This window comes from Sphingomonas sp. Root241 (assembly GCF_001428865.1).
Classification (GTDB): domain Bacteria; phylum Pseudomonadota; class Alphaproteobacteria; order Sphingomonadales; family Sphingomonadaceae; genus Sphingomonas.
Window position 1 is genome coordinate 1,561,990 of record NZ_LMIV01000001.1, and the last position, 26,871, is coordinate 1,588,860.

Annotated in this window: 25 protein-coding genes; 19 read left to right on the top strand and 6 right to left on the bottom strand. The window is 67.2% G+C overall.

All coding sequences use genetic code 11. The annotated features are described in order from the left end of the window. Window positions 1-24: 24 nt before the first annotated feature. Window positions 25-1,167 (bottom strand): bifunctional 2-C-methyl-D-erythritol 4-phosphate cytidylyltransferase/2-C-methyl-D-erythritol 2,4-cyclodiphosphate synthase, encoded by a 1,143-nt coding sequence (locus ASE13_RS07315; RefSeq protein WP_056613108.1) that lies wholly within the window; start codon window positions 1,165-1,167, stop codon window positions 25-27. An 84-nt stretch (window positions 1,168-1,251) separates the two neighbouring features. On the opposite strand from ASE13_RS07315, the gene dusB reads away from it, so the two are divergent. From dusB to ASE13_RS07340, 5 genes are all read left to right on the top strand, one after another. Continuing rightward, entirely contained in the window at window positions 1,252-2,250 is a 999-nt protein-coding gene (gene dusB, locus ASE13_RS07320) for a tRNA dihydrouridine synthase DusB (protein ID WP_056613111.1), read from the top strand. After that, window positions 2,226-3,323, top strand: a complete 1,098-nt coding sequence (locus tag ASE13_RS07325; RefSeq protein WP_056613113.1) for a two-component system sensor histidine kinase NtrB — start codon at window positions 2,226-2,228, stop codon at window positions 3,321-3,323. The genes dusB and ASE13_RS07325 overlap by 25 nt, the downstream gene beginning before the upstream one ends. After that, window positions 3,320-4,762 carry a nitrogen regulation protein NR(I) gene (ntrC, locus tag ASE13_RS07330; RefSeq protein WP_056613114.1) on the top strand — a complete coding sequence of 481 codons (1,443 nt, stop codon included), beginning with the start codon at window positions 3,320-3,322 and terminating at the stop codon, window positions 4,760-4,762. The genes ASE13_RS07325 and ntrC overlap by 4 nt, the downstream gene beginning before the upstream one ends. Before the next feature lie 70 nt (window positions 4,763-4,832). Continuing rightward, on the top strand, window positions 4,833-7,094 hold the full coding sequence (locus tag ASE13_RS07335) for a sensor histidine kinase NtrY-like (protein ID WP_056613116.1): 2,262 nt from the start codon (window positions 4,833-4,835) through the stop codon (window positions 7,092-7,094). After that, window positions 7,091-8,470, top strand: coding sequence for a sigma-54-dependent transcriptional regulator (locus ASE13_RS07340; RefSeq protein WP_056613117.1), 1,380 nt, complete (start codon window positions 7,091-7,093; stop codon window positions 8,468-8,470). Before ASE13_RS07335 ends, ASE13_RS07340 begins: the two co-directional genes overlap by 4 nt. A gap of 152 nt (window positions 8,471-8,622) precedes the next feature. Here ASE13_RS07340 and ASE13_RS19770 read toward each other — a convergent pair whose 3' ends face one another. Then, on the bottom strand, window positions 8,623-9,030 hold the full coding sequence (locus ASE13_RS19770; RefSeq protein ID WP_156404777.1) for a hypothetical protein: 408 nt from the start codon (window positions 9,028-9,030) through the stop codon (window positions 8,623-8,625). A gap of 98 nt (window positions 9,031-9,128) precedes the next feature. On the opposite strand from ASE13_RS19770, the gene hfq reads away from it, so the two are divergent. The 3 genes from hfq to ASE13_RS07355 all read left to right on the top strand — a co-directional run bounded on the left by hfq (window position 9,129) and on the right by ASE13_RS07355 (window position 11,472). Next, window positions 9,129-9,704 carry an RNA chaperone Hfq gene (hfq, locus tag ASE13_RS07345; protein WP_268801285.1) on the top strand — a complete coding sequence of 192 codons (576 nt, stop codon included), beginning with the start codon at window positions 9,129-9,131 and terminating at the stop codon, window positions 9,702-9,704. Window positions 9,705-9,710: 6 nt separating this feature from the next. Beyond that, the gene (gene hflX, locus ASE13_RS07350) at window positions 9,711-11,003 is read left to right on the top strand and encodes a GTPase HflX (RefSeq protein ID WP_056613119.1); all 1,293 of its coding nucleotides are present in this window, start codon (window positions 9,711-9,713) and stop codon (window positions 11,001-11,003) included. 79 nt (window positions 11,004-11,082) lie between these two features. Next, window positions 11,083-11,472 (top strand): hypothetical protein, encoded by a 390-nt coding sequence (locus tag ASE13_RS07355; RefSeq protein WP_056613121.1) that lies wholly within the window; start codon window positions 11,083-11,085, stop codon window positions 11,470-11,472. A 409-nt stretch (window positions 11,473-11,881) separates the two neighbouring features. Here the strand turns inward: ASE13_RS07355 and mazG are convergent, their stop codons facing one another. After that, window positions 11,882-12,646 (bottom strand): nucleoside triphosphate pyrophosphohydrolase, encoded by a 765-nt coding sequence (gene mazG, locus ASE13_RS07360; protein WP_056613123.1) that lies wholly within the window; start codon window positions 12,644-12,646, stop codon window positions 11,882-11,884. Between the two features lie 194 nt (window positions 12,647-12,840). Here mazG and ASE13_RS07365 point away from each other — a divergent pair, with 194 nt between their 5' ends. Both ASE13_RS07365 and chrA read left to right on the top strand, forming a co-directional pair. Continuing rightward, window positions 12,841-13,677, top strand: a complete 837-nt coding sequence (locus ASE13_RS07365) for a chromate resistance protein ChrB domain-containing protein (protein ID WP_056613125.1) — start codon at window positions 12,841-12,843, stop codon at window positions 13,675-13,677. Next, complete coding sequence (gene chrA / locus ASE13_RS07370) at window positions 13,674-15,083, top strand: chromate efflux transporter (protein ID WP_056613127.1); 1,410 nt, start codon at window positions 13,674-13,676, stop codon at window positions 15,081-15,083. The genes ASE13_RS07365 and chrA overlap by 4 nt, the downstream gene beginning before the upstream one ends. 35 nt (window positions 15,084-15,118) lie before the next feature. Here the strand turns inward: chrA and ASE13_RS07375 are convergent, their stop codons facing one another. After that, window positions 15,119-15,835, bottom strand: coding sequence for an MOSC domain-containing protein (locus ASE13_RS07375; RefSeq protein WP_056613129.1), 717 nt, complete (start codon window positions 15,833-15,835; stop codon window positions 15,119-15,121). An 80-nt stretch (window positions 15,836-15,915) separates the two neighbouring features. On the opposite strand from ASE13_RS07375, the gene ASE13_RS07380 reads away from it, so the two are divergent. The 6 genes from ASE13_RS07380 to ASE13_RS07405 all read left to right on the top strand — a co-directional run bounded on the left by ASE13_RS07380 (window position 15,916) and on the right by ASE13_RS07405 (window position 22,312). Continuing rightward, entirely contained in the window at window positions 15,916-16,644 is a 729-nt protein-coding gene (locus ASE13_RS07380; RefSeq protein ID WP_056614877.1) for an enoyl-CoA hydratase/isomerase family protein, read from the top strand. Continuing rightward, complete coding sequence (locus ASE13_RS07385) at window positions 16,641-17,372, top strand: N-formylglutamate amidohydrolase (protein WP_056613131.1); 732 nt, start codon at window positions 16,641-16,643, stop codon at window positions 17,370-17,372. Before ASE13_RS07380 ends, ASE13_RS07385 begins: the two co-directional genes overlap by 4 nt. A gap of 106 nt (window positions 17,373-17,478) precedes the next feature. Continuing rightward, on the top strand, window positions 17,479-19,200 hold the full coding sequence (ilvD, locus tag ASE13_RS07390) for a dihydroxy-acid dehydratase (protein ID WP_056613134.1): 1,722 nt from the start codon (window positions 17,479-17,481) through the stop codon (window positions 19,198-19,200). A gap of 306 nt (window positions 19,201-19,506) precedes the next feature. Beyond that, window positions 19,507-19,725 carry a hypothetical protein gene (locus ASE13_RS07395; RefSeq protein WP_235536873.1) on the top strand — a complete coding sequence of 73 codons (219 nt, stop codon included), beginning with the start codon at window positions 19,507-19,509 and terminating at the stop codon, window positions 19,723-19,725. Then, on the top strand, window positions 19,722-21,125 hold the full coding sequence (locus tag ASE13_RS07400) for a bifunctional ADP-dependent NAD(P)H-hydrate dehydratase/NAD(P)H-hydrate epimerase (RefSeq protein WP_056613136.1): 1,404 nt from the start codon (window positions 19,722-19,724) through the stop codon (window positions 21,123-21,125). The genes ASE13_RS07395 and ASE13_RS07400 overlap by 4 nt, the downstream gene beginning before the upstream one ends. Further along, a complete protein-coding gene (locus tag ASE13_RS07405) occupies window positions 21,116-22,312 on the top strand; it encodes a class I SAM-dependent RNA methyltransferase (protein WP_056613138.1) in 1,197 nt (398 codons plus the stop codon). Before ASE13_RS07400 ends, ASE13_RS07405 begins: the two co-directional genes overlap by 10 nt. 146 nt (window positions 22,313-22,458) lie before the next feature. Here ASE13_RS07405 and truA read toward each other — a convergent pair whose 3' ends face one another. Both truA and fmt read right to left on the bottom strand, forming a co-directional pair. Continuing rightward, window positions 22,459-23,205, bottom strand: a complete 747-nt coding sequence (gene truA, locus ASE13_RS07410; protein WP_056613141.1) for a tRNA pseudouridine(38-40) synthase TruA — start codon at window positions 23,203-23,205, stop codon at window positions 22,459-22,461. After that, window positions 23,202-24,104, bottom strand: a complete 903-nt coding sequence (gene fmt / locus ASE13_RS07415; protein ID WP_056613143.1) for a methionyl-tRNA formyltransferase — start codon at window positions 24,102-24,104, stop codon at window positions 23,202-23,204. Before fmt ends, truA begins: the two co-directional genes overlap by 4 nt. Window positions 24,105-24,202: 98 nt before the next feature. Between fmt and recR the strand changes: the two genes are divergently transcribed. The 3 genes from recR to ASE13_RS07430 all read left to right on the top strand — a co-directional run bounded on the left by recR (window position 24,203) and on the right by ASE13_RS07430 (window position 26,820). Continuing rightward, window positions 24,203-24,799: a recombination mediator RecR gene (recR, locus tag ASE13_RS07420; RefSeq protein WP_056613146.1), complete on the top strand. Its 597-nt coding sequence runs from the start codon at window positions 24,203-24,205 to the stop codon at window positions 24,797-24,799. 45 nt (window positions 24,800-24,844) lie between these two features. Further along, the gene (gene def / locus ASE13_RS07425; RefSeq protein ID WP_056613147.1) at window positions 24,845-25,372 is read left to right on the top strand and encodes a peptide deformylase; all 528 of its coding nucleotides are present in this window, start codon (window positions 24,845-24,847) and stop codon (window positions 25,370-25,372) included. Between the two features lie 176 nt (window positions 25,373-25,548). Next, window positions 25,549-26,820, top strand: coding sequence for a DNA recombination protein RmuC (locus tag ASE13_RS07430; RefSeq protein WP_056613149.1), 1,272 nt, complete (start codon window positions 25,549-25,551; stop codon window positions 26,818-26,820). Window positions 26,821-26,871: the final 51 nt, after the last annotated feature.

The window sequence follows — 26,871 nt, forward strand, 5'->3', positions numbered from 1 at the left end:
CCACCGAGATGTGTCGAACGCGAGTCAGGCGTTGTCCGCAGGGAGACGAACCGTGGCGATCGCCTGCGCGGCCATGCCTTCGCCACGCCCGGTGAAGCCCAGCCTCTCGGTGGTGGTGGCCTTCACGCTGATCCGTGCGGCCGGCAGGTGCAGGATCGCCGCGATGCTCGCGCGGATACTGTCCCGATGCGGGCCGATCTTCGGCGCCTCGCAGATGATCGTCAGGTCGATGAAGTCGATCACGCCGCCCTGCGCCACGAGCAGGCTTGCCGCATGCTCAAGGAACCGCGCCGAGGCGACACCGCGCCACTGCGGGTCGCTGGGCGGAAAATGCATGCCGATATCGCCTGCGCCAATGACTCCGAGCAACGCGTCGGTGATCGCATGGAGCGCGACATCCGCATCGCTATGCCCCGACAAGCCCTTGTCATGGGGGATGCGGACGCCGCCGAGCCACAATTCCTCACCCGCGGCGAAGCGGTGGACGTCGAAGCCTTGCGCGGTGCGGACGCGCATCGCGGCGGCATGTCGCGCCTCGGCGGCGGCGAAATCGGCGGGGTGGGTGATCTTCTCCAGGGTGATGTCTCCGGGGACGAGGGCGACTGTGCGCCCCAGCGCGCGGACCATCTGCGCGTCGTCGGTGGCTTCGCGATCCGCAGGCCAGGCGCTGTGCGCTTCGCGGATCGTGGCGGTGTGGAATGCCTGCGGCGTCTGGACGCGGACCAGACCGGCGCGTGGCACGGTTTCGCCGAGCGTCTTACCGCCTTGCGCGAGCGTGTCGGCGACGGGGAGGGCGGGGAGGGCGCCCGCGTGTGTTTCCAGTGCCGTGAGGAGGGCATCGATCACGATGTGCGAAAGAAAAGGGCGGGCAGCGTCATGGATCAGCACCCGCTCGACGTCGATCACGGCGAGACCGTTCGCAACCGACTCGCGCCTAGAAGCGCCGCCGATCACGAAGGGAACAGGGCCGAGAGAGTCGTGAAGCGCGGCTTCCTGTCCTTCGCCAATGACCACCATGACGCTGTCGATCGCGGGATGCGACGATAGGGCCGCGAAGCTGTGCGCGAGCATCGGCCTGCCGGCGAGCGGCGCGAATTGTTTGGGCACGGTTCCGCCGATCCGCGTTCCCTGCCCGGCGGCGACGATCAGCGCTGCAGTCTTGCCCATGGGCGCGCGGCGTAGCGGGGAAGCCCTGCCTTGCCAATCCGGGCTTGTGCCGCTAGGCGTCGCTGCCTATTTTTCAGGCAGATCATGCGCGAACTCGCTCCCATCCAGATCGGCCCCGTCCGGGTCGAAGCACCGGTGCTGCTCGCGCCAATGACCGGCGTGACGGATTTGCCGTTCCGCCGGGTCGTGCGGCGCTATGGTTCGGGGCTCAACGTCACCGAGATGGTCGCCAGCCAGGCGGCGATCCGCGAGACGCGCCAGTCGCTGCAGAAGTTCGCCTGGGACCCGATCGAGGATCCGGTATCGATGCAGCTCGTGGGCTGCACGCCGCACGAGATGGCCGAGGCGGCGAAGCTGAGCGAGGACCGAGGCGCCGCGATCGTCGACATCAACATGGGCTGCCCGGTCCGGAAAGTGACCAGCGGCGACGCCGGCTCTGCGCTGATGCGCGACTTGAAGCTCGCCGCATCGCTGATCGAAGCATGCGTGAAGGCGGTCAGCGTGCCCGTCACGGTCAAGATGCGGATGGGCTGGGACCATGCCAGCCTCAACGCCCCCGAGCTCGCGCACATCGCCGAGGACCTAGGGGCGAAGATGATCACCGTCCACGGCCGCACCCGCAACCAGATGTACAAGGGCTCGGCCGACTGGGGCTTCATCCACACGGTGAAGGATGCGGTGTCGATTCCGGTGATCGTCAATGGCGACATCTGCACGATCGAGGATGCGCGGACCGCACTTGAGCAATCAGGCGCGGACGGCGTGATGATCGGCCGCGGCGCCTATGGGAAGCCGTGGATCCTGCGCCAGGTGATGGACGCGCTGACCGGCAAGGATGCGCTGCCGGATCCCTCGTTCGACGAGCAATATCGTGTGATCGTAGAACATTATGTCGACACGCTCAGCCATTATGGCAACGAGGTCGGCGTCAACATGATGCGCAAGCATATCGGCTGGTACACCAAGGGTATCCACGGCTCGGCCGAGTTCCGCAACAACGTCAACAAGATCTCCGATCCCGTGCGCGTGCTCGATATGCTCGCCGAATTCTACGCGCCATGGTCTTCGCGCGCGGCGGCCTGAGGCGCGCCAGGCCGGAGCCTCTAAAGGGACCCGGCTTCGGCGAGCTGTTTGCGGCCTTACCCGTCGCAGTGCTGGTGATCGATCCCGACGGCCGCATCGCCCATGCCAATTCGGCCTGCGAATTGCTGCTCAATCATAGCGAGACGACGATGGTCGGGCAGCCCTATGACGCAGTGCTGCTCCCGCCGGCGGACTATGCCGACCGGCGCGACGGCCATGGCTTCGCGGCGTTCGACATCGAGATCGAAGCGATCCGCGGGCCGCGCATCCGAGTCGATTTCGTCGAGACGCTGATCGCCGACCAGCCCGGCTGGCGGATCGTCACGCTCCACCACGCCCCACAGTCGCGCCGCGTGGCGCAGGGCGCCGATCGCACCGCTGGCGCGCGCGCGGCGGTGGGAGCGGCGGCGATGCTCGCACACGAGATCAAGAACCCGCTTTCGGGGATCCGCGGCGCCGCGCAATTGCTCCAGAGCGGCGGCGAGGATGGCGAACTCACCCAGCTGATCACCACCGAAGTCGACCGGATCGTCATGCTGATCGATCGGATGCAGGATTTCACCGACACGCGCCCGCTCAAGCTGGAGCCGACCAACGTCTATCCATTGCTCGATCACGCGCGGCGCGTAGCGCTGGCGGGCTTCGCGCGCGAAGTGACGATCGAGGAACGCTTCGATCCTTCGCTGCCGCCGGTCCTGATCGACTCTGACGCTTTTCTCCAGGTGCTGCTCAATCTGCTCAAGAACGCTGCCGAGGCGCTGTGCGACACCGCCGGGCCGCGGATCACGCTGGCGACCGCCTATCGCCACGGCATGTCGGTGAGCACCGGCCCGGGCCGCCCGCGCCAGCCGCTGCCGATCGAGATCCTCGTTAGCGACAATGGCCCCGGTGCGCCGGCCGATATCGCCGAACATCTGTTCGAGCCGTTCGTCTCGGGCAAGCCGGAAGGGAAGGGGCTGGGATTGCCTTTGGTCGAGAAGCTGGTCCGCGACATGGGCGGGATCGTCCAATATGCCCGCGAGCGTGATCCCGAGGTCACGGTGTTTCGTATCCTGCTGCAGAGGGCGTCATGAGCGGTTCGGTCCTGATCGTCGATGACGACAGCGCGATCCGCACTGTGGTCGCCGCCGCGCTCAAGCGTGAGGGGCATCGGGTGACGACTGCGGCGAGCGTGGCCGAACTGCGCCGCGCACTGGCATCGGAAGTGCCCGACGTGCTGGTGACCGACGTGGTGCTTCCCGACGGCAACGGGCTCGACGTCGCGGCGGGCCTCGCCGGCGAGCATCCCGAGCTGCCGATCATCGTCTTCTCCGCGCAGAACACGTTGGCGACGGCGGTGCGCGCGACCGAAGTCGGCGCGTTTGATTACCTTCCCAAACCGTTCGATCTCGATGTGCTCGCCCAGGCAGTGCGCGGCGCGATCGCGCGCCGGCAGCGTGAGCCGGCCGAGCTGGCCGAGGCCGAGGTCGGCGGGGGGCCGTCGCTGATCGGCCGCTCGCCGGCGATGCAGGAAGTCTATCGCGTGATCGCCCGGGTCGTCTCGAACGACCTGACGGTGCTGATCTCGGGCGAGTCGGGGACGGGCAAGGAACTCGTCGCGCAGGCGATCCACGAAATGGGTCCGCGCCGCCGTGCGCCGTTCGTGGCGCTCAACATGGCGGCGATCCCACGCGAGCTGATCGAGGCGGAACTGTTCGGGCACGAGCGCGGCGCCTTTACCGGCGCGGCGACGCGCGTCGCGGGCAAGTTCGAGCAGGCGGCTGGAGGCACGCTCTTCCTCGACGAGATTGGCGACATGCCGATGGATGCGCAGACGCGGCTGCTGCGGGTGCTCCAGTCAGGCGAGTTCACAACCGTGGGTGGGGCACGGACCATCCGCGCAGATGTCCGCATCGTCGCGGCGACCAACAAGGACCTGGCCCAGCTCGTCCAGACGGGGCAATTCCGCGAAGACCTGTTCTATCGGCTCAACGTCGTTCCGGTGAACCTGCCAGCCTTGCGCGAACGCCGCCAGGACGTGCCGTTGCTCGCGCGCCATTTCCTCGATCGTGCCGCCGAGGCGGGGCTGCCGCGCAAGCAGCTCGGCAAGGACGCAATCGCCGTGCTCGAGGGCTTTGACTGGCCCGGCAATGTACGTCAGCTCGAAAATCTGATGCGCCGCATCGCCGCTCTCAGCCGCGACGAGTGGATCGACGGCGATGCGATCCGCCGCGCGTTGGGGGAGGCGGGCAGTTTCCAACCTGAGGCTCGCGATGCCGGGATCGATGCCGCGGTGCGCGCACGACTCGAACGCATGGCGATCGAGGAGCCGCGCGCGCTCGACGACGGCAGCCTCTACGAACGCATCATCGGTGAAGTCGAGCGCCCGCTGATCGAGGCGATGCTGGCGCGCCACCAGAACAACCAGCTCCGCGCCGCGCGGGCGCTGGGGATCAACCGCAACACGCTCCGGAAACGGCTCGACACACTGGGCATCGAGATGGGCTCGGATCGATCGGACGGTGCCGCTTAACGACGGTTTGTGACGATTAGCCGAAAATTATGTGTTCTTTCGGCCACAATCTCGTTGTATCCAAGCAACGATGGATGCCGTGACCGAGCAGTTGACCGAAGCCGCACCGCGCAAGCGGCGGTTGAGCGTCACGCCCGCGGTAGAGGTGACCGTTCTCTGCCTCGCGATCTGCGCCGCTATTGCGACATATCTGATTGTTCAACGCACCGATGCGACGGGACGGCTGTTGAGCCCGCTTGCCGGCGTGTTGCTCCTGTTCGCCAATCTCGTGCCGCTGGTCGCGCTGATCGTCCTCGCCGGACGCAGGATCGCCCGTCGGCGCGCCACACGATCCGCGGTTGGCGGCGGAGGCCGACTCCATGTCCGGCTGGTCGCGATGTTCTCGCTGATCGCGAGCGTCCCGATCGTGCTGACGGTGATTGCGGCGTCGGTGATGTTCCAGTCCGGGACCCAGTTCTGGCTTTCCGACCGGGCACAGACCGCGTTCAACGCTTCGCTCAAGCTAGCCGAAGAGGGGCAAACCCTGGTCGCGCAGCGCTGGGCGGGGGAGGCCAATGCCATCACGGTCGACCTCGCGCGCGAATATCCGCGCATACCTCTGCGATCCCGCGAGTTTCAGGCCTTTTTCGACCAGCAGACCTATTGGCGGAATCTCGAACAGTCCGTGCTCTTCGTTTATGAGCCGGGTCAACCTGTCCAGCCGCTCTACACTTTCAATCCGCCTCCCGAGGCGACGTTCGCGCGGCGCGTCAATCCGAAGCTTATCGGTGCCCTGCGGCAATCAGGGCGGTTCCCCTATGTCGATCGTGACGCTCAGGCGATCTGGGTGATCACGCAGGTGACCGGCACGGACAATCTGTACCTCTACGCTGCCACCAGCGTGAACGTGGAATTCCTCAACCGCCAGGTAACCTCCGCGGACGCACTCAACCGCGAATATTCCTCCATTCAGCAACGGGCGCTGTCGCTCCAGCTCAAGTTCAATATCGCGCTCTTCGTCGTGGCGCTGCTGATCGTCGGACTGACGATGCTCGCGGCACTCATGTTCGCCGATCGGCTGGTGCGGCCGATCAACCAGCTGGTGGGCGCCGCGCGGCGCATTGCGGGAGGCGACTTCACGGCGCGGGTGCCCATACCGAAAACGCAAGACGAAATCGGCACCCTTGGGACCGCGTTCAACGGGATGACCGAGCGTCTGGAGGAGCAGACATCGGAACTCGTCACTGCGAACGCCCAGCTGGAGAGCCGGCGTGCGTTGATCGAGGCGGTGATGTCGGGCGTCTCGGCGGGCGTCGTGTCGATCGCCTCCGATCGGACGGTGCGGCTGATGAATGCCTCGGCACTGGCTTTGCTCAGGCGGAGCGAGGCGGAGTCGCTCGGCAAACCTCTGGGCATTATCGCCCCCGAGCTCGACGCCTTGCTCGACAGCCCCGAGCGCGAGGCGGTGGCGCAGGTCACCGTGGGTGGCGAGGCGCGGACGCTCGCAGTGAAGATCACTTCGGACGAAGCGGGGCAGGTGCTCACCTTCGATGACATCACCCAGCAATTGCTCGATCAGCGCCGCGCCGCCTGGTCCGACGTCGCGCGGCGGATCGCGCACGAGATCAAGAACCCGCTCACGCCGATCCAGCTCGCCGCCGAGCGCCTCCAGCGCCGCTACGGCAAGCAGATCGAAGGCGGGGAGGGCGTGTTCGGCCAGTTGACCGGCACGATCATCCGCCAGGTCGGCGATCTGCGGCGGATGGTCGACGAATTCTCGTCCTTCGCGCGGATGCCCAAGCCGCTGTTCCGCCGCGAATCGCTGCTCGATATCGCGCGGCAGGCGATGTTCCTCCACGAAGTCGCGCACCCGACGATCCGCTTCGAGCTCGACTCGCCGGAGGATCCGCCGAGCCTGGTCAGCGATCGCCGGCAGATGGGGCAGGCGCTCACCAACGTCATCAAGAATGCCGTCGAGGCGATCGAGGCGCGCGGCGAGGGCGAGGCGCTGGCGCAGGGCGAAGTGGTGCTCACGATCCGCAGGGAAGACGCGCACCGCATCCTGCTGACCGTCACCGACAACGGCGTCGGGCTGCCGGTCGAGCGCGATCGCATCGTCGAGCCCTATATGACCACCCGCAGCCGCGGTACCGGGCTCGGCCTCGCGATCGTCAAGAAGATCGTCGAGGAGCATTTCGGCACGATCGCCTTCACCGACCGCGACGGCGGCGGCACCGTCGTCACCATCTGCTTCGACACCGAAGCGCTCGAGAAGCTCGAGCTCCAGAACACCGATGCCGACGCCGCCGAGCCGCGCGCGCCGGCCCTTACCAGAACCGGAAAATCCTCATGAGCCTCGATATCCTCGTCGTCGACGACGAACGCGACATCCGCGAGCTGGTCGCGGGTGTGCTGGAGGACGAAGGCTATGCCACGCGCGGCGCCGCCGACAGCGATGCCGCATTGGAAGCCATCGCCGAGCGCCGGCCGAGCCTGGTGCTGCTCGACGTATGGCTGCAGGGTTCGCGGCTCGACGGGCTCGAATTGCTCGACGAGATGAAGCGGCGCGACCCTTCGATCCCCGTGCTGGTGATCTCGGGGCATGGCAATATCGACACCGCAGTTGCCGCGATCCGCCGCGGCGCGGTCGACTTCATCGAGAAGCCGTTCGAGGCCGAGCGGCTGCTGCTGCTCGTCGAGCGAGCCACCGAGACCGAGCGCCTGCGCCGCGAAGTCGTGTCGCTGCGCGCCTCGGTAGGCCGCGAGAACGACCTGACCGGCAATTCGGCGGCGATCAACACCGTGCGCGCCACGCTGAAGCGCGTCGCTTCGACCGGCAGCCGCGTGCTGATCACCGGCGGCCCCGGCGTGGGCAAGGAAGTCGCGGCACGGCTGCTCCACGGGTGGAGCCAGCGCACGTCCGCCCCGTTCGTGATCGTCAGCGCGGCGCGGATGACGCCGGAGCGCGTCGAAGAGGAATTGTTCGGCGTGGAGGAGGGGGGCGATCTCGTCCGCCCCGGCCTGCTCGAACAGGCGCATGGCGGCACCCTGTTCCTCGATGAGATCGCCGACATGCCGGTGGCGACGCAGGCGCGGATCCTGCGTGTGCTCACCGACCAGAGCTTCAGCCGGGTGGGCGGCACCCGCGTGGTCAAGGTCGATGTCCGCGTCGTCTCCGCCACTGCGCGCGACCTGATGGCGGAGATCGCCGCGGCGCGCTTCCGCGAGGATCTCTATTACCGGCTCAACGTGGTGCCGGTGCTGATCCCGCCGCTCACCGAGCGGCGCGAGGACATTCCCGTGCTCGTCGAGCATTTCGTCGCGCATTATGCCAGCGAGCGCCGCGTGCCGACGCCCGAAGTGGCGCCCGACGCGATGGTCGCGCTGCAGAGCTATGAATGGCCGGGCAATGTCCGCCAGCTGCGCAACGTCGTCGAGCGCACCGTGATCCTCGCCCCGGGCGACCGGATCGGACGGATCGACCTCGACCTGCTGCCCCCCGAAGTGCTCGGCAAGCCCGGCGATATCGGGGGCGGCGTCGGCGCCAATGCGATCATGGGCGCACCGCTCAAGGAAGCGCGCGAGACCTTCGAGCGCGAATATCTGCGCGTCCAGATCCGCCGCTTCTCGGGCAACATCTCGCGCACCGCCAGCTTCATCGGGATGGAGCGGTCGGCACTTCACCGCAAATTGAAGCTGCTGGGCATCACCGAGACGCGCGAGGAATAGGTCTCCTGGCGCGCAGTTTGAGCACAGCTCACGCGGATCAAATGTCGGTGCGAAGCCCTACGCGCCCGCGATAAGGAGGGAAGCGCGTTTAGCCCAACCTTCCCTCCAAACCACAGACACCAGTGCATCATTGCGCAAAGCGTCGAACGTCCTCAGCAGCCGCCTAACCCAAGGCGTCCCGGTGACCCGTAATAACGACACGCCTGGCCACCGCTGGGTAACGCAATCATATAGGACGCGCTGTCTCCTACGCTAAACGGTCCCGGCGTAGTCTGAATAAATACATCATCAACGCACTGTTGATACGAAGTATAGCCGGTAACTTCGAGACTGTTGGCCCCGCAAAATGCTTGTGCCCAAGCCATTGCCTGCTCAGGAGTATCGCTACCGATCGGTGTATCGTCGTTGTATTGCTGAGCATTCGCGGGGCATGCCGCGAATCCGAGCGTAAAGACCACACATGCAGCGGCGTATTTAAGGTGCTTCACCAGATAACTCCTTTTTGCCGGAATCACGTTTTTAGAAATATTATTTTGGGATGATCCCAATTCAATTGTCAACCGGGCTCAGCAGAACCGTGTTGCAACTTATTTGGATGCGATACCGCCTCACCACCGCAGGTGTTTACGCGCGCTCGCGAAACGCCTACATTGAGGCGATGCGCCCGCGCTCGGGGGCGCAACTCCGACGCCGGAGAACGGCGCTCAGCGGGACAGTACCCGCCAATAAAATGGAGCCACTCTTGGCCGAAAAGCAGACCTCGCTTCAGGACCTTTTCCTCAACTCGCTTCGGCGCTCCAAGGTGCCGGTGACGATGTTCCTCGTGAAGGGCGTCAAGCTCCAGGGGATCGTCACCTGGTTCGACAATTTCTCGGTGCTGCTCCGCCGCGACGGCCAGTCGCAGCTGATCTACAAGCACGCCATCTCGACGATCATGCCCGCCGGCCCCGTGGACCTCGCCGCGCTTCTCGAAGCGGCCGGAGAATTCCAGCACAAGAACCCGGTTCTGCAGGAGATTTTCCTCAACGCCGTGCGCAAGCAGCAGGAAAACGTGACGATGTTCCTGGTGAACGGCGTCATGCTCCAGGGCCAGATCGCCGCATTCGACCTGTTCTGCATGCTGCTCCAGCGCGAGGGCATGGCGCAATTGGTCTACAAGCACGCGGTGTCGACCATCCAGCCGGCGCACCCGCTCAACCTCGCCGAGGAAACCGCCGTCCCCGACGGCGATTGAGGACGCATGAGTACCGGTTTCGATCGTGACGCCGACGAGTTCTCCCGCGGCGCGCGCGCGATCGTCGTCTATCCCGAGATGGGCGGCAGCTCACGCGACGCCGAGGCACGTCTCGAGGAGACCGCCGGCCTTGCCGCTGCCATCGGCGTGGAAGTGCGTGAGAAGGTCGCGGTCAAGCTGCGCCAGCCCAAGCCGGGGACGCTGATCGGGTCCGGGCAGGTCGACGCCATCGCAGAAACCGTTCGAGATCAAGAACTTCAGCTCGCCGTTTTCGATGCGGCCTTAACCCCGGTGCAGCAGCGCAATCTCGAGACGGCGCTCGGCTGCAAGGTGATCGACCGTACCGGGCTGATCCTCGAGATCTTCGGCGAGCGCGCGCGCACCGCCGAGGGGCGGCTGCAGGTCGAGCTCGCGCATCTCGATTACCAGGCAGGCCGGCTGGTGCGCAGCTGGACTCACCTCGAGCGCCAGCGCGGCGGCTTCGGCTTCCTCGGCGGCCCGGGCGAGACCCAGATCGAGGCCGACAGGCGCCTGATCCGCGACCGGATGGCGCGGCTGCGCAAGGAGCTCGACCAGGTCAGCCGCACCCGCACGCTCCACCGCGACCGCCGCCAGCGTGCGCCGTGGCCGGTGATCGCATTGGTAGGCTATACGAACGCAGGAAAATCCACGCTTTTCAACCGCTTGACCGGATCTGACGTCATGGCGGAAGACCTGCTCTTCGCGACGCTGGATCCGACGTTGCGGCAGATCTCACTGCCGGGCATCGACAAGGCGATCCTGTCCGACACGGTGGGGTTCGTCTCCGAACTGCCGACCCAGCTCGTCGCGGCGTTCAAGGCGACGCTGGAGGAAGTGGTGTCGGCCGACCTGCTGATCCATGTCCGCGACATCGCGCATCCGGACAGCGAGGCGCAGCGCGCCGATGTCGAGAAAGTGCTGAGCGAGATCGGCGTGGCCGAGGCGACGCCGCGGTTCGAGGCGTGGAACAAGCTCGATCTGCTCGACGGGGAACGCCGCGCCCAATTGCTGGAGGATGCCGGCAAGCGCGACGACGTGATGCCGATCTCCGCAGTGACCGGGGAGGGGGTGGACACGCTGATCGAAACCGTCGCCGCGCGGCTCACCGAAGGGCATCGCCGCTACACGATCGCGCTCGATCCGGCCGATGGGGCGGGGGCCGCGTGGCTCCACCAGCATGGTGAAGTGATCGAGCAGCGAGTCGAAGGCCCGCAATCGGTCTACGAAGTCCGGATGGCGCCGCGGGATTATGAGCGGTTCGAGACGCGCCGCGCATAAAGCGACGATTCCAAGCTGGTTTTGACGCCGGAACGTTTGTGCTAAAATCGGCACGGGCGGGGGACATGGAGTGATGCCTATGAAAATCCTTCCTTTCCTTGTCCTGTCGCTCGGCGCCACCGCCCTTGGTACTGCCACCGCCGCGCAGGCGCAGGCGGGCTGGCGTACCGTCGGCTACAAGACGGTGAGCCGCGGCAGCGATCGGGACACCATCAATCTGCGCGGCAACATGCGCGACCGCCAGATCCGCGTCTGCGCGCTCAATCGCCCGATCCACTTCACCCGCCTGACCGTGCGGTTCCAGAATGGCGGCGTGCAGGATCTGCCGGTGCGCCGGATTCTCAATGCCGGCACCTGCACCGCGCCGCAGAAGCTCAACGGGCAGCGCCGCAACATCGCCGCGGTCAACATGACCTATTCGCGCTTCGCGCCGGGCACCTTGCCGATAATCCGCGTTCAGGCCCGCTGAAACGGGGCGATTCCCGATCCGGCAGGGTGAAGGCGGACAATGGGGACGCGAAAAAGCGGGTTTTGCCGTGGTGTGCCGATATTGTCCGTTCGCTAAGGGGAACGGGGAACAAATAGTCGCCGAAGTTGACACGGGCGGGTGTGCGGATTCCCTGTTTGTGAGACGGCGCGCGCATATCCGTCATCGCGGCATGCCGGGATTCGGAGCCACGAGCGGCACGGCCGCCGGCTTTGGGTCCCGGCGTTCGCCGGGGTGACGATTATGGGGGTGGCGATGCCGGTATTGGCCGGGATGTCGAGGGGTTCACGGGTTCAAAGAGCATCGCGCTTGCCGCCTGAGGTCCCGGCGTTCGCCGGGATGACGGCCTTTTCCAGTCGAGCAGACGAAATCCTACATTGCAATCGATGCGTCATCCGCGCTTGGCCTTGACCCACAGGGCTTCCTTGCCGTCGAGATCCAGCCCGGCGAACGCTTCGCCGGCCTCGACTTCCATCGCCTTGAAGCGCCGCTCGAACTTGGCATTCGCCCCGCGCAGAGCAGCTTCGGGATCCACGCCTTGCTTGCGTGCCCAATTGACCACCGCGAACAGCAGATCGCCAATCTCTTCCTCGCGCTCCTCCTGCGTCGCCGCGGCTTCCACCTCGGCGAGTTCCTCGTCGATCTTGGCGCGGGCGCCGCTGGCGTCGGGCCAGTCGAAGCCGGTGCGCGCGGCGCGCTTCTGGAGCTTTTCGGCACGAAGCAAGGCGGGAAGGCCGAGCGCGACGCCCTCCAGGGCACTTACGGCTCCCGCGCTTTCGTGCCCCTTGGCGCTCCGTTCCGCGGCCTTGATTTGTTCCCACAAATGATGACCGCCCTCGGCCTGCCCGAGAAAGATGTGCGGATGGCGGCGCTCCATCTTGTCGCTGATCGCGGCGACGACGTCGGCCAGCGCGAAATGGCCGGCTTCCTCGGCCATGCGGCTGTGGAACACGACCTGGAGCAGCAGGTCGCCGAGCTCGTCCTTGAGATCGGCCATGTCGCCGCGCTGGCAAGCGTCGGCGACCTCATAGGCTTCCTCGATCGTATAGGGCGCGATCGTCTCGAAGGTCTGGACCGTATCCCATTCGCACCCGGTCTTTGGATCACGCAACCGCGCCATGATCGCGACGAGGCGCTCGATATTCGGAAAAGTCATGCGGCGGGGCTTTCCTGGACGATGATGGGTGAAACCCGGCCTTAGCAAAAGCCGGTTTCTGCGCGGATACAAATCGGCGGCTGCGCTTGACAAGGAACGAGTCTCGCGCTCATTTTGGAGCCATGGGGAATGCGATCTCCCCACGAGGCGTCAGCCGAAGCATCGCGTCCTGATTTCGATATAAGGGACGCATCATGCCTGTTCAGAATTCGATCGCCATCGACAAGCTCGTCCGTCTCATCGGCACAGCGAACGCGCCCGCGATCGTCGACCTTCGTGAAGATGAGAGCTTCGCGGTGGATCCGCGCTTCATTCCCGGAGCGCTGCGCCGCCGGGCGGGCGACGTCGCCGGCTGGGCCGACCAGTTCGCGGGCCGCAACGTGATCGTCGCCTGCGATGACGGCCTCGCCGCCAGTCAGGGCGTCGCCGCCTGGCTGCGCCATGCCGGGATTTCCGCGGAGGCGCTCGAAGGCGGATTCGGCGGCTGGCGCGGGGAGGGGCTTCCGCTCGTCCCCGAAGCGCCGCTGCCCGCCCGGAATGCCGAGGGAAGGACCGTCTGGGTCACGCGGGCGCGCCCCAAGGTCGACCGCATCGCCTGCCCGTGGCTGGTCCGCCGCTTCGTCGATCCGCAGGCGGTGTTTCTCTACGTGCCGCCCTCCGACGTGCTCGACGTGGCTGCGCAGTTCGGGGGTGCGGCCTATGACCTCGAAGGCAAGGACGTATTCTGGAGCCATCGCGGCGAGCGCTGCACCTTCGACCTGATGGTGGAAGAGTTCGGGCTGGGCGGCATCGAGCCGCTGGCGCATCTCGCCACGATCGTGCGGGGTGCGGACACGGGACGGCCCGAGATCATCCCCGAGGCCGCCGGGCTGCTGGCGGCGTCGCTCGGCCTGTCGCGCATGTACGCCGACGATCTCGAGCAGCTCGAGGCGGGCATGGCGCTTTACGATGCCTTCTACCGCTGGTGCCGCGACGCGCGCGGCGAGACGCACAACTGGACGTCGCACAAGCCGGCCAAGGTGCGGGCATGACCGCGGCAAGCATGGCGGCCGTTGCCGTCTCCACCCGGCAGCGTCCCGCCGCTGTACCTCTTGCCGAGGCCTTTTGGGTCTGGTTGCGGATCGCCGCCCTGTCCTTCGGCGGCCCGGCCGGGCAGATAGCGGTGATGCACCGCATCCTCGTCGAGGAGAAGCGCTGGATCGGCGAGGAGCGGTTCCTGCACGCATTGAACTATTGCATGCTGTTGCCCGGCCCCGAGGCGCAGCAGCTTGCCACCTATATCGGCTGGCTGATGCACAAGACGCGCGGCGGCATCGTCGCCGGCGGGCTCTTCGTGCTGCCGGGCGCCCTCTCGATCATGGCCCTGAGCTGGATCTACGTGCTGTTCGGCGCGGTGGGCTTCGTGTCGGCACTGTTCTTCGGGCTCAAGGCCGCGGTGCTCGCCATCGTGCTCCACGCCGTGGTGCGCCTCGGCAAGCGGGCGCTGAAGAACAACGTCATGCGCGGCCTCGCAGCTTTTGCCTTCGTGCTGATCTTCTTCCTCGGCGTGCCGTTCCCGATCATCGTGCTGGGCGCCGCGCTCATCGGCTATGTCGGCGGGCGGGCGGGAAGGGCGGAGTTCCGCGCCGGCGGTGGCCATAAAGCAAGCGGTGGCGCCCTCGTCGCGGATTCCGAAACGCTGCTCGGCGAGGAACTTCCGGCACACGCGCGCCCGACAATGGGGCAATCGCTGCGCGTGGCGCTGATCTGGCTCGCTCTGTGGCTCGTCCCGGTGGCGGCCTTGGTTCTCGCGCTCGGGCCGGACAATGTGTTCAGCCAGATCGCGACCTTCTTCTCCAAGATGGCGATGGTGACGTTCGGGGGCGCCTATGCGGTGCTGGCGTACGTCGCGCAGGAAGCCGTGCAATCCTATCACTGGCTCCGCCCCGAGGAGATGCTCGACGGCCTCGGCATGGCGGAAACCACTCCCGGGCCGCTGATCATGGTGCTCCAATATGTCGGGTTCCTCGGCGCCTATCGCGATCCCGGACTGCTCTCGCCGCTGGTGGCCGGCACCCTAGGGGGGCTGCTCGCAACCTGGGTGACCTTCGTCCCGTGCTTCCTGTGGATATTCCTCGGCGCGCCGTTCATCGAGCGCTTGCGAGGGAATGCGGCATTGGCCGGGGCGCTGTCGGGGATCACCGCGGCGGTGGTCGGCGTCGTGCTCAACCTCGCGATCTGGTTCGCGATCCACAGCATCTTCCGCCAGGTCGTTCCGTTCGCGGCGGGCCCGGTGCGCTTCGACATGCCGATCCTGGCGAGCGTGGATCTCTGGGCGCTGGCGCTTTCGGCCGCCGCGGTGATCGCGATCTTCCGCTTCAATGCCGGGGTGCTCGTCACTTTGGCGGCGACGTCGGCCGTCGGTGTGGCGCTGCACCTCACAGGCCTTATCGGCTGACGAGCGCGGATCGGCACCGCTTGCAGGCAGCTTCGTCAGTCCACCACCCGCACCGGATCCCCCGCCCGGATCAGCCCCGGCCGCGCCGGCGTCGCATAGACGCCGTAGGCATTGCCGAACTGCTGCGCGACCGTCCGGAGCACGCGCACGTCCTTCGCGGCAGTATCGGGATCGAGCGTGATCAGCACGCAGCGCGGGATCGGATCGGCCATCTGCACCACCGCGCCGTCGGCCTCGTTGCCGAAGGCGAGCCGCAGTCCCTGCCATTCGTTCACCGGCAATTCGCTTTCGACCAGGATGTTCGCGCGGAAGCGCCGGGGATCGAGCGCGCAGCCATGGACCGTCTCGACGCTGGCGTGGCTCGCGGTCGTCACGATCGAGATCGGCATCGAATCGTAGATGCCCCGCGCGACCTGGACCAGCCCGATCGGCTCCCCCGCGGCAGTCTCGAGATGCGCGTGCAACAACGGATCGTGGAGCGACACTGCCGCCCCGTCCGGCGTTTCGACCAGCACTGGGGAGGTCTTGGGCGCTCCCGGATCGGTGAAGCTGGCGTGGTGCAGCACCATCGCCGGCACTTCGCGCGCAGTCAGCCAGGGGAAGCGCGTGCCGTTGGCTTTGCGGAGGAAGGCATATTGCCGGTCGCCCTCGATCCCCTGCCAGTCGATCTCGGCGACCGCGAGCTTCTCGCCCGCCATGGATTTGACGGGAAAGCGGTTGAGCGCCGCGACATGGCCGACGATATTGGTCATGCGCGGCGGGCTATCGGGCAATGCCTTGCGCCGCAACCCACCGGCGTGACAGAAGCGGCTTGATCGGGCAGAGCGCGGACATGATCCACCTCACCCGCGACGGCCCGGTCGCGACCATCGCGCTGGCCCGCCCCGAAGCGAAGAACGCGCTGCCCATTGCCGCATGGCAGGCGCTTGCCGCCGCCGCGCGCGATGTCGGCGACGCTCGTGTCGTGATCCTCAAGTCCGACGTCCCCGGCATCTTCTCCGCCGGCGCCGATGTCCGCGAGTTCGAGGCGCTCGCCGACGATCCGGAACTTCGCCCGATCTTCCGCACCGCCATGCGCGACGCGATCGAGGCAGTCGCGGCGCTCCCGATGCCGGTGATCGCCGCGATCGACGGCGGCTGCTTCGGCGCTGCGGTCGCGCTGATCCTCGCCGCCGATATCCGGGTCGCCGGCAACCATGCCGAGTTCGCCACCACGCCCGCGCGGCTCGGCTTGGGCTATCCGCAGGAAGACGTCGCTCGGCTGGCGGCGAAGGTGGGGCAGGGCATGGCCTCGCTGATGCTGTTCACCGGCGACCGGCTCGTCCCCGACGAAGCCAAGCGCATCGGGCTGGTCGAACTGCGGTCGAAGAAAGCCGATGAAACAGCGGCCGCGCTTGCCTCCGCGATCGCCGGCAACGCGCCGCAAGCGGTGCGCCTGCTCAAGCGCACACTACGCGGTGGCGAGGGACTCGATCAGGCGTTCGACGATGCGTTCGGCAGTGCCGAGTTCGCCGAAGGTCTCGCCGCCTTCCGCGAACGCCGAAAGCCCCACTATCAATGAGTGATGCCGCTGATATCATCGAAGGAAAACAGCAGGATATCCTGCTGCTCTGCGATCACGCCTCAAATGCAGTGCCCGCCGATGTGGATCTCGGAATCGCTCCAGAACTGCTCGATCTCCACATCGCCGTCGACATCGGCGCTGGCCCGCTCACCCGCAGCCTCGCCGCGCGGCTCGATTGCCCCGCGATCCTCGCCACCGTCTCGCGGCTGGTGATCGATCTCCACCGCGAGCCGGATCATGTCAGCCTGATCCCCCATCGCAGCGACGGCCATCTGATCCCGGGCAACGATACCATGGATCGCGCCGCGCGGATCGCCCGCTTTCATGCGCCGTACCACCGCTTTCTCGCGCGCCGCATCCGCGCGCGGCGACCCAAGCTGATCCTCTCGATCCACAGCTTCACGCCATGCCTCGAACATGGCGGCACCGATCGCCCCTGGCAGGTCGGCGTGCTCTACAACCGCGATGCCCGCGCCGCGCGTCCGGCGATAGAGTTCTTCCGCGACCAAGGCTTCGTCACCGGCGACAACGAGCCTTATTCGGGCCGCCTGCTCAACGCCACGCTCAATCGCCACGCCGAGGCGAACGGCATTCCCTCGGTTGCGATCGAGGTCCGCAACGACCTCATTCGCGATCCCGCCGGAATCGAGCGATGGGCGACGCTGCTTGCTAGCCTTGCAGCCCATTTGAAAGCCGTCATCCCGGCGAAAGCCGGGATCTCATGAGAAGGGTTCACGCCGCTGGCCTGAGATCCCGGCTTTCGCCGGGATGACGAAAGGGGCGTAATAGTCTTGCGCAAACTACCCCTCCCGCGACATAGGCTTGCGCGCCATGACAAACCGATTCGACAAGTCCCGCCTTCCCAGCCGCCACGTTTCCGTCGGACCCGAGCGCGCGCCGCACCGCAGCTATTATTACGCGATGGGCATTCCCGAAGAGGATATCGCCAAGCCCTTCGTCGGGATCGCCAGCGCCGGCAACGACAGCGCGCCGTGCAACACCACGCTCGATTTCCAGGCCGATGCCGCGCGCGAGGGCGTGATCGCCAATGGCGGCATGCCGCGCCGCTTCAACACGATCACCGTCACCGACGGCATCGCGATGGGCCATCAGGGAATGAAGTCCTCGCTGGTCAGCCGCGAAGTGATCGCCGATTCGGTCGAGCTCAGCGTCCGCGGCCATTGCTATGACGCGCTCGTCGCCTTCGCCGGCTGCGACAAGTCGCTCCCCGGTATGATGATGGCGATGCTCCGCCTCAACGTGCCTTCCATCTTCGTCTATGGCGGCTCGATCCTGCCCGGTCGCTTCCACGACAAGGACGTCACCGTCGTCGATGTGTTCGAGGCGGTGGGCAGGTTCGCCGCCGGCAATTGCCCGCTCCACGAGCTGACCGCGCTCGAGAAGGTCGCGTGCCCGGGCCATGGCGCCTGCGGCGGCCAGTTCACTGCCAACACCATGGCCTGTGTCGGCGAGGCGATCGGCCTGTCGCTGCCCAATTCGAACATGGTCCCTGCGCCATACCAGTCGCGCGAGCAGATCGCCGTCGCCGCCGGGCACCAGGTGATGAACCTGATCGAGCGCAACCTGCGCCCGCGCGACATCTGCACCCGCGAGGCGTTCATCAATGCCGCACGCGTGGTGGCGGCTACCGGCGGCTCGACCAACGCCGCGCTGCACTTGCCGGCCATGGCGAGCGAGGCTGGGATCGAATTCGATCTCCACGACGTAGCGGAGGCCTTTAAATCAACTCCTTACATCGCTGACCTGAAACCGGGCGGCAAGTACGTCGCCAAGGATATGCACGAAGCCGGCGGGGTCTACATGCTGATGAAGACGATGCTTGCCGGCGGATTCCTCGACGGCAATTGCATGACGGTGACGGGCAAGACGCTGGGCGAGAATATCGACCAGGTCACGTGGAACCCCGACCAGAAGGTCATCTATGACGTCAAGACGCCGCTCTCGCCCACCGGCGGCGTCGTGGGTCTGCGCGGCAGCCTCGCCCCCGAGGGCGCGATCGTGAAGGTCGCCGGCATGCACCGCCTGCAGTTCACCGGGCCTGCCCATGTGTTCGATTGCGAGGAGGATTGCTTCGAAGCGGTCGAGAATCGCCGGATCAGGGAAGGCGAGGTCCTCATCATCCGCTATGAAGGCCCCAAAGGCGGCCCCGGCATGCGCGAGATGCTGTCGACCACCGCGGCGCTCTATGGCCTCGGCATGGGCGAGAAGGTGGCGTTGATCACGGACGGGCGCTTCTCGGGCGCCACCCGCGGCTTCTGCATCGGCCATGTCGGGCCCGAAGCGGCGGAGGGCGGGCCGATCGCCCTGGTCCAAAATGGCGACATCATCCGCATCGACGCCGAAGCCGGCACGATCGACCTCGATGTTCCCGAGGATGTGCTCGCCGCACGCCGCGCCAAATGGCAGCCGCGCGTCAACGATTACCAGTCCGGCGCGCTGTGGCGCTATTCCCGAACCGTCGGCCCCGCCTATAAGGGCGCAGTGACGCATCCGGGAGCCAGCGCCGAACGCCATGTCTACGCGGATATTTGAGTCTCCATTCCCCTCCCTGCAAGGGAGGGGTTAGGGGTGGGTGCGCGACCCGCAGGGGCGCGCCCAACGAGCTGCGTCGATGGGCTCGCTCCGCTCGCACCCACCCCCATCCCCTCCCTTGCAGGGAGGGGCGTGCTTGGGGCGTTGGCTGTCGCCTTATCTCTCGCCGGTTGCGGGGCCCAACCGACTGAAAATGCGGTTGAATCGCCTGCACAGGCGCCCAATCAAATCGCGCCCGCCCAATCCGAAGCCCCCAAAATCCCCTGCGCCGCCCCCGGTAGCCCAGAGTTCGCCCCGGTCTGCACCGTGGACCGCACCGAAACCCCCAACGGCGTCATCCTAACCCTCCGCCACCCCGACGGCGCCTTCCACCGGCTGCAGATCACCCGTGACGGCCGCGGCGTGATCGCCGCTGACGGTGCCGAACCCGCGAAAGTGACGCCGCTCGCCGCCGACCGCATCGAAGTCGAACTCGGCGGCGCGCGCTATCGGCTGCCCGCCACGGTCCGCGAACCGGTGCAATGATTCCCTCGGGCGCCCCGATCGTCACCGCCGCCGAGATGCGCGCCGCCGAGCAGGCGGTGTTCGCCAGCGGAGTCGCGCAGGACACGCTGATGGAGCAGGCAGGGGCGGCAGTCGCCCGCGAGACCGCGCGCTTCGCGATGGGCCGCCCGATCCTGATCCTCGCCGGCCCCGGCAACAATGGCGGCGACGCCTATGTCGCCGCGCGGCTGCTCCACGCCGAGGGCCATGACGTCAGCCTCGTCGCCACCGGCGCCCCCGCATCGGGTGCCGCCGAGCGCATGCACGCTTTGTGGCATGGGCCCACCAGCGCGCTCTACGCCGCGCGCCCGAGCCCGGTACTGGTCGACGGGCTGTTCGGCACCGGCATGACGCGCCCGCTCGAACGCGGCCTGGCCGCCGTTTTCGCCGATCTGTGCAAACAGGCCGAATTCACCCTCTCGATCGACTTGCCTTCGGGACTCGATACCGACACCGGCGCCGATCTCGGCGCTCCCAGGGGCATTGACGTCACGCTCGCGCTGGGCGCGCTGAAGCCGGCCCATGTCCTCGATGCTGGGCTCGAGCGCTGCGGCAAGGTGCTGCTCGCCGATTTGGATATCCCGGTGGACACCCGCTGCCGCACCGTTTCGCGGCCGCGGCTCGAAGCTCCGGGCGCGCATAGCCACAAATACAGCCGCGGCCTCGTGGCGGTGATCGAGGGCGCGATGCCCGGTGCCGCGCGCCTAGCCGCCCGCGCCGCGATGGCGGGCGGAGCGGGCTATGTGGTGCTCGCCGGCGATCGTCCCTGGGGCGACGGCCCCGACGCGCTCGTCCGCCGCGAAGTGCGCAGCGCCGAGGATCTGACCGAATTCCTCGGCTGGGACCGTATCGACGCCGTCGTGCTCGGCCCCGGTCTCGGCCGCGATCGCCGCGCCGAGGCCTTTCTCCGCGCCGCCTTCGCCGTGCCCAAGCCTCTGGTCCTCGACGGCGATGCGCTGACCCTGCTCGGCACCGGCGCTACGCGCTGGCTCGAGACCCGCGCCGCGCCGACCTGGATCACCCCGCATTCGGGCGAGTTCGACCGGATGTTCGCGGGCGAAGGCGGCAAGATCGATCGCACGCTCGCCGCAGCCGCCGAAGCGCGCTCGACGATCGTCCACAAGGGCGCCGACACCGTGATCGCCTCGCCGAAGGGGGATGTCCGTGTCCTAGCCGGCGCCTCGCCTTGGCTCTCCACCGCGGGGACCGGCGACGTCCTCGCCGGCCTTCTCGCGGCGCAGATCGTGCAGGGCGGGAAGGGGACCGCACCGGCCGAGGCCGCGACCTGGCTCCACGCCCGCGCCGCGCAGCTTGCGGGACCGGCGCTGATCGCCGATGCACTGGTCATGCATATCCCGGGGGCGGTTTCGGAATGCCTGTGAACGACGACGAAGTGCTGCGGGTAGCCGCGCGTGGCGATGGCGTCACTGCGGATGGCCGCCATGTCGCCTTCGCCGCGCCGGGCGACCATGTCACGTCCGAGGGGACGATCGTCCCCGGCCGGCATCACCAGACGCCGCCGTGCAAGCATTTCCCCGAATGCGGAGGCTGCCAGCTCCAGCATCTCGACGATATCAGCTGGTCGCAGTTCATCGCCGATCGCATCGCCGGCGCGCTGGCCGCGCAAGGCCTCGAGGCGGATATTCGCGCGCCTTTGCTCTCGCCGCCCAACACGCGCCGCCGTGCCACGCTCCACGCCGAGCGCCGCGGCCGACAGGTGCGCCTCGGCTTCACCCGGCAGGGCAGCCACGAGCTGATCGACGTGGAGGAATGCTGGATCCTCGCTCCCGAGCTGTTCGCGTTGGTCGCCCCCTTGCGCGGCATGCTGGCGGCGTTGATCCCCGGGACGCGGCGGATCAACGTCCATCTCGCACAGACCGATCAGGGTCCCGATGTCCTGATCGACGGCCTCGAAGCCGAGGGTCTCGCCGCGGCCGAGGCACTGAGCGCCTTCTCGCACCGTCATCACCTCGCCCGCCTGTCGATCGACGAGGGCTTCGGCCCCACCGCGCGCTACGAGCCCGAGCCGGTCACCGTGACGCTGAGCGGGGTTCCGGTGCCGTTCCCGCCGGGCAATTTCCTTCAGGCCACGCTTGAGGGCGAGGCGGCTCTGGTCGCGGCGGTGCAGGAGATCGCCGGCAAGGCGAAGGCAGTCGCCGATCTCTTCGCCGGTCTCGGCACCTTCACCTTCGCTTTCCCCAAGGCCAAGGTCTACGCCGCCGAAGCCGCCCGCGATCCGGTCATGGCATTGAAGGCCGCGGCGGGCGCTGCCGGGCGGCCCGTTTTCGCCGAGCATCGCGACCTGTTCCGCCGCCCGGTCACTGCAAGCGACCTCTCCAATTTCGGCGCCGTCATCCTCGATCCGCCCCGCGCGGGCGCCCGCGAGCAGGTTGCCGAGATCGCCAAGTCCACTGCGCCGCTGATCGCCTATGTCTCGTGCAATCCCAGTACCTTCGCTCGGGATGCCGAGATTCTATCTCAAGGTGGATACCGGCTCGACTGGATCCGGCCGGTAGGCCAGTTCCGCTGGTCGACGCATGTCGAGCTCGCCGCGCAGTTCAGCCGTTAGAGGCAGATTCAGCTTGTTGAATCTGTTCCCCGGCGAAGGCCGGGGCCCAGTCGCGAGCTGCCGTCGAGGGCGGGATGTCTTCTCAAGTCCGTCGGAACTGGGCCCCGGCCTTCGCCGGGGAACACGAGTGCTTCAACGCAGCTGGATCAATCTCCAGGATAATCCGCCCGCACGAAGAACAGCCCGTCGGGCGGCGCGTTCAGTCCCAGCCGCGCCCGATCGCGCGCCTCGAGAGCGTCGCGCAGGTCTTCCGCGCTCCATTTGCCCTGGCCCACCAGCCCCAGGCACCCGACCATCGATCGCACCTGATGGTGCAGGAACGAGCGCGCCGAGGCGTGGACCAGCAATCGGTCGCCGTCGCGTGACACGTCGAGCCGGTCGAGCGTCTTGACCGGGCTCTCGGACTGGCAATGCGCCGAGCGGAAGGTGGTGAAGTCATGCCGCCCCACCAGCGATTGCGCCGCCGCGTGCATCGCGCGTGCATCGAGTTCGGCGGGGATCCGCCACGCCAGCCCCTTCTCCCAGGTGAGCGGCGCGCGCCGCGTGACGATGCGATATTCGTAATGCCGCGCCAGGCACGAGAAGCGCGCATGCCAATCGTCCGCCACCCCGACGCAGTCGAGCACCGCCACCGGATGCGGGCGCAGCCGGGCGTTGAGCGCCTCCATCAACCGGAACGGGGTGATCTCCCGTGCAATGTCGAGATGCGCGCGCATGCCCAGCCCGTGCACCCCCGCATCGGTGCGCCCCGCCGCATGCACCACGACCGTCTCGCCGGTCACCGCGAACGCCGCATCCTCGATCGCCTGCTGGACACTCGGGCCATGATCCTGCCGCTGCCAGCCCATGAACGGCCGGCCGTCAAACTCCACGGTGAGCGCGAACCGCGTCAAAGCCGCGTGCCCGAAGGGATGGGGAAGCCGCGCAGCAGCTCCTCCGACGTCATGACGCCACGCCCCGCGCGCTGGACCAGGGTCGGCCGGATCGCGCCTTCGCTGCAGGCGATCGTCATCTGATCGTCGATCACAATGCCGGCCTCTCCGCGCTCCGCCAGGACGGTGGCGGCATGCACCCGCACGCGCTCGCCATGGACCTCGAAGAATGCCCCCGGCGCCGGGTTGAACGCGCGCACCTGCCGCTCGACCTCCACCGCCGGCTTCGAGAAATCCAGCCGCGCCTCGGCCTTGTCGATCTTCGCCGCATAGGTGACGCCATCCTCGGACTGCGGCACCGCCGGATAGCGATCCACATCGGCCAACACCTGGACCATCAGCCGCGCGCCCATCGCGCTCAGCTCGGCAGTGAGCGCGCCCGCAGTCTTGCCATCCACGGGCGTCCGTCCCTCGAGCCGCACCGGCCCGGTATCGAGCCCCGCCTCCATCTGCATGATCCCGACCCCCGTCTCGGCATCCCCGGCAAGGATCGCCCGCTGGATCGGCGCCGCCCCCCGCCAGCGCGGCAGCAGCGAGCCGTGCACGTTGAGGCACCCCAGCCGTGGTGCTTCCAGCACCGCAACCGGCAGGATCAGCCCATAGGCCGCGACCACCGCCACGTCCGCCTCCAGCGCCGCGAAGGCATGGATCGCTTCGGGTTCCTTGCGGAAGGAGAGCAAAGTACGCACCTCGATCCCCAGTGCCTCGGCGCGCGCATGCACCGGCGAGGGCGCAGTCTTGCCCCGATTCCCGCGCCGCGGCGGCTGGCTGTATGCCGCCACGACGTCGTGCCCAGCCGCGACCAGCGCATCGAGCACGGGGACGGCGAATTCGGGGGTTCCCATGAAGATGATCCGCATGGACTGCCCTTACCCACAATCGTCCCCCCGGCGAAAGCCGGGATGACGGAGCGGGCAGGGGAGTTTCCTTTCTGTTCCCGCATGGCTATCTCTCCCGCATGGCATCCCCCGAAATCGAGGCACTGACCCAGGCGCTGTCCCGCCTTCCCGGGCTCGGCCCGCGCTCGGCGCGCCGCGCGGTGCTCCATCTGCTCAAGAAGCGCGAGACCGCGCTCGATCCGTTGCTCTCGGCGCTCACCGCGGTCAGCCGCCGGCTCAGCACCTGCGGGATCTGCGGCAATGTCGATACCAGCGACCCCTGCGCGATCTGCGCCGATCCGCGCCGCGACGCCCGCGCGCTGTGCGTGGTCGAGGAAGTCGCCGATCTCTGGGCGCTCGATCGCTCGCGGCTGTTCCCCGGCAAGTTCCACGTGCTCGGCGGCCGCCTCTCCGCGCTCGAAGGCATCCGCCCCGAGGATCTGCGCGTCGACGGCCTTGTCCGCCGCGTCGCCGCCGGCGGGATCGACGAAGTCGTCCTCGCGATGAACGCCACGCTCGACGGCCAGACCACTGCGCACTATCTCGCCGAGCGGCTGGAGGCCTATCCGGTGCGCATCACCCAGCTCGCCCACGGCCTGCCGGTCGGCGGCGAGCTCGATTATCTCGACGAAGGCACGCTCGCCCAGGCACTCCGCGCGCGTCGCCCGGTCGCGTAATTTCCCACCCTTGCGGCGGAGCGGGTCGCGAATTAAATCGGCTTTATGGCTCTGTTACCCATCGTCGAAGTCCCGGACCCGCGCCTGCGCCTCATCTCCCAGCCCGTCGAGGAGGTGAACGACGAACTGCGCGCGCTGATCGCCGACATGTTCGATACGATGTACGACGCCCCCGGCATCGGCCTCGCCGCGATCCAGGTCGGCGTGCCCAAGCGCGTCATCGTCATGGACCTGCAGGAGGAGGAAGACGAGGAGGGCAAGCCGATCCGTGCACCCCGCGTCTTCATCAATCCCGAGATCCTCGATCCCGCCGAAGAGCATTCGGTCTATACCGAAGGCTGTCTCTCGATCCCCGAGCAGTTCGCCGATGTCGAACGCCCCGCGCGCTGCCGCGTCAAATGGCTCGATGAGCAGGGCGAAGCCCATGACGAGCTGTTCGAGGGCCTGCTCGCCACCTGCATCCAGCACGAGATGGACCATCTCGAGGGGATCGTCTTCATCGACCATCTCTCGCGCCTCAAGCGCGACATGATCCTCAAGAAGCTCACCAAGGCGCGCAAGGCCGCGGCGTAAGCCCTCCGTCACCCCGGCCTTGTGCCGGGGCCCACCGCGCCGCGCGGAAGCGGCTGGAGGTTCAGGGACATTGCTCAGCCGCATGGTGGACTCCGGCACTTCGGCCGGGGTGACGACTATGGGTTGCCCCCAGAGTCGCTAGCGGCTAGGTTCGCCTTCTGTTCCCGGAGGCAAAGTTGGACCCGCTCGCTCTCATCGCAATCCTGGCGGCGCTGCTCGGCGGCCTCGCGCTCGGCTGGTTCCTCGGTTCGCGCGGTGTCGCGGAGGCCCGCGCCGAACGCGACAAGCGGGAAAGTGACTTCAAGGCGGCAATCTCCGACCTCAACCGCAAGGATATCGAGCTCGCGACCTTGAAGGCCGAGACCAACGGCCTCGAAGCGCGCTTCGCCGAACTCGCCGCGCGCGCGCTGGGCGAGGCGCAGGAGGCGTTCCTCAAGCGCGCCGACGATCGCTTCAAGCAATCCGAGGCGATGGCGGGGGAGAATCTCAAATCGCTGCTCCAGCCGGTCAACGATCGCCTGCTGCGTTACGAGGAAGGCGTCGCCAAGGTCGAGGCCGAGCGCCGCAATGCTTTCGGTGAACTCAAGGGCCAGATCGAGCAGATGCGGATCGGCACCGAGCGCGTCAGCACCGAAGCCGCCAAGCTGGTCAATTCGCTGCGCAACGCCCCCAAGTCGCGCGGCCGCTGGGGCGAACAGCAGCTCAAGAACGTGCTCGAGACCTGCGGGCTTGCAGAGCACACCGATTTCGCCACCGAAGTCAGCGTCGCGCACGAGGACGGCGGCCGGCTGCGCCCCGACGCGATCGTCCGCGTGCCCGGCGGCCGCGCGCTGGTGATCGACGCAAAGGTCTCGCTCAACGCCTATCAGGACGCGTTCGGCGCAGTGGACGACAGCGAGCGCCATATCGGCCTCGCCGCGCACGCCGCCTCGATGAAGGCGCATATCAACGCGCTCGGCAACAAGGCCTATTGGAGCCAGTTCGAGGACGCGCCCGATTATGTGATCATGTTCGTGCCGGGCGAGCATTTCCTCTCCGCGGCGCTCGAGCACGATCACACGCTGTGGGACTTCGCCTTCGAAAAGCGCGTGCTGCTCGCCACGCCGACGAACCTGATCGCGATCGCGCGCACGGTCGCCGCGGTGTGGCGTCAGGAGAAGCTCGCCAAGGAGGCCCGGCAGATCGGCGAACTCGGCAAGGAGCTGTACGATCGCCTCGCCAAGGCGCTCGGCGATCTGCGCGTCGTCGGCAGCGGCCTCAACACTGCGGTCAAGAATTTCAATACCTTCGCGAACAGCCTTGAGACTCGTGCGCTGGTCAGTGCCCGCAAGCTCAAGGACCTCAACATCGAAACCGGCGCCCGCGAGATCGAATCGATCCCGCCCGTCGAACTTCTCGCCAGCCATGCCGGCGATCCCGATCTGCCCGAGGCGCAAGCCGCAGAGTAAGCGAGACATGCCGCGGCCGGATTGATAGCCTGTTGGCGAACTGGGGGAGGT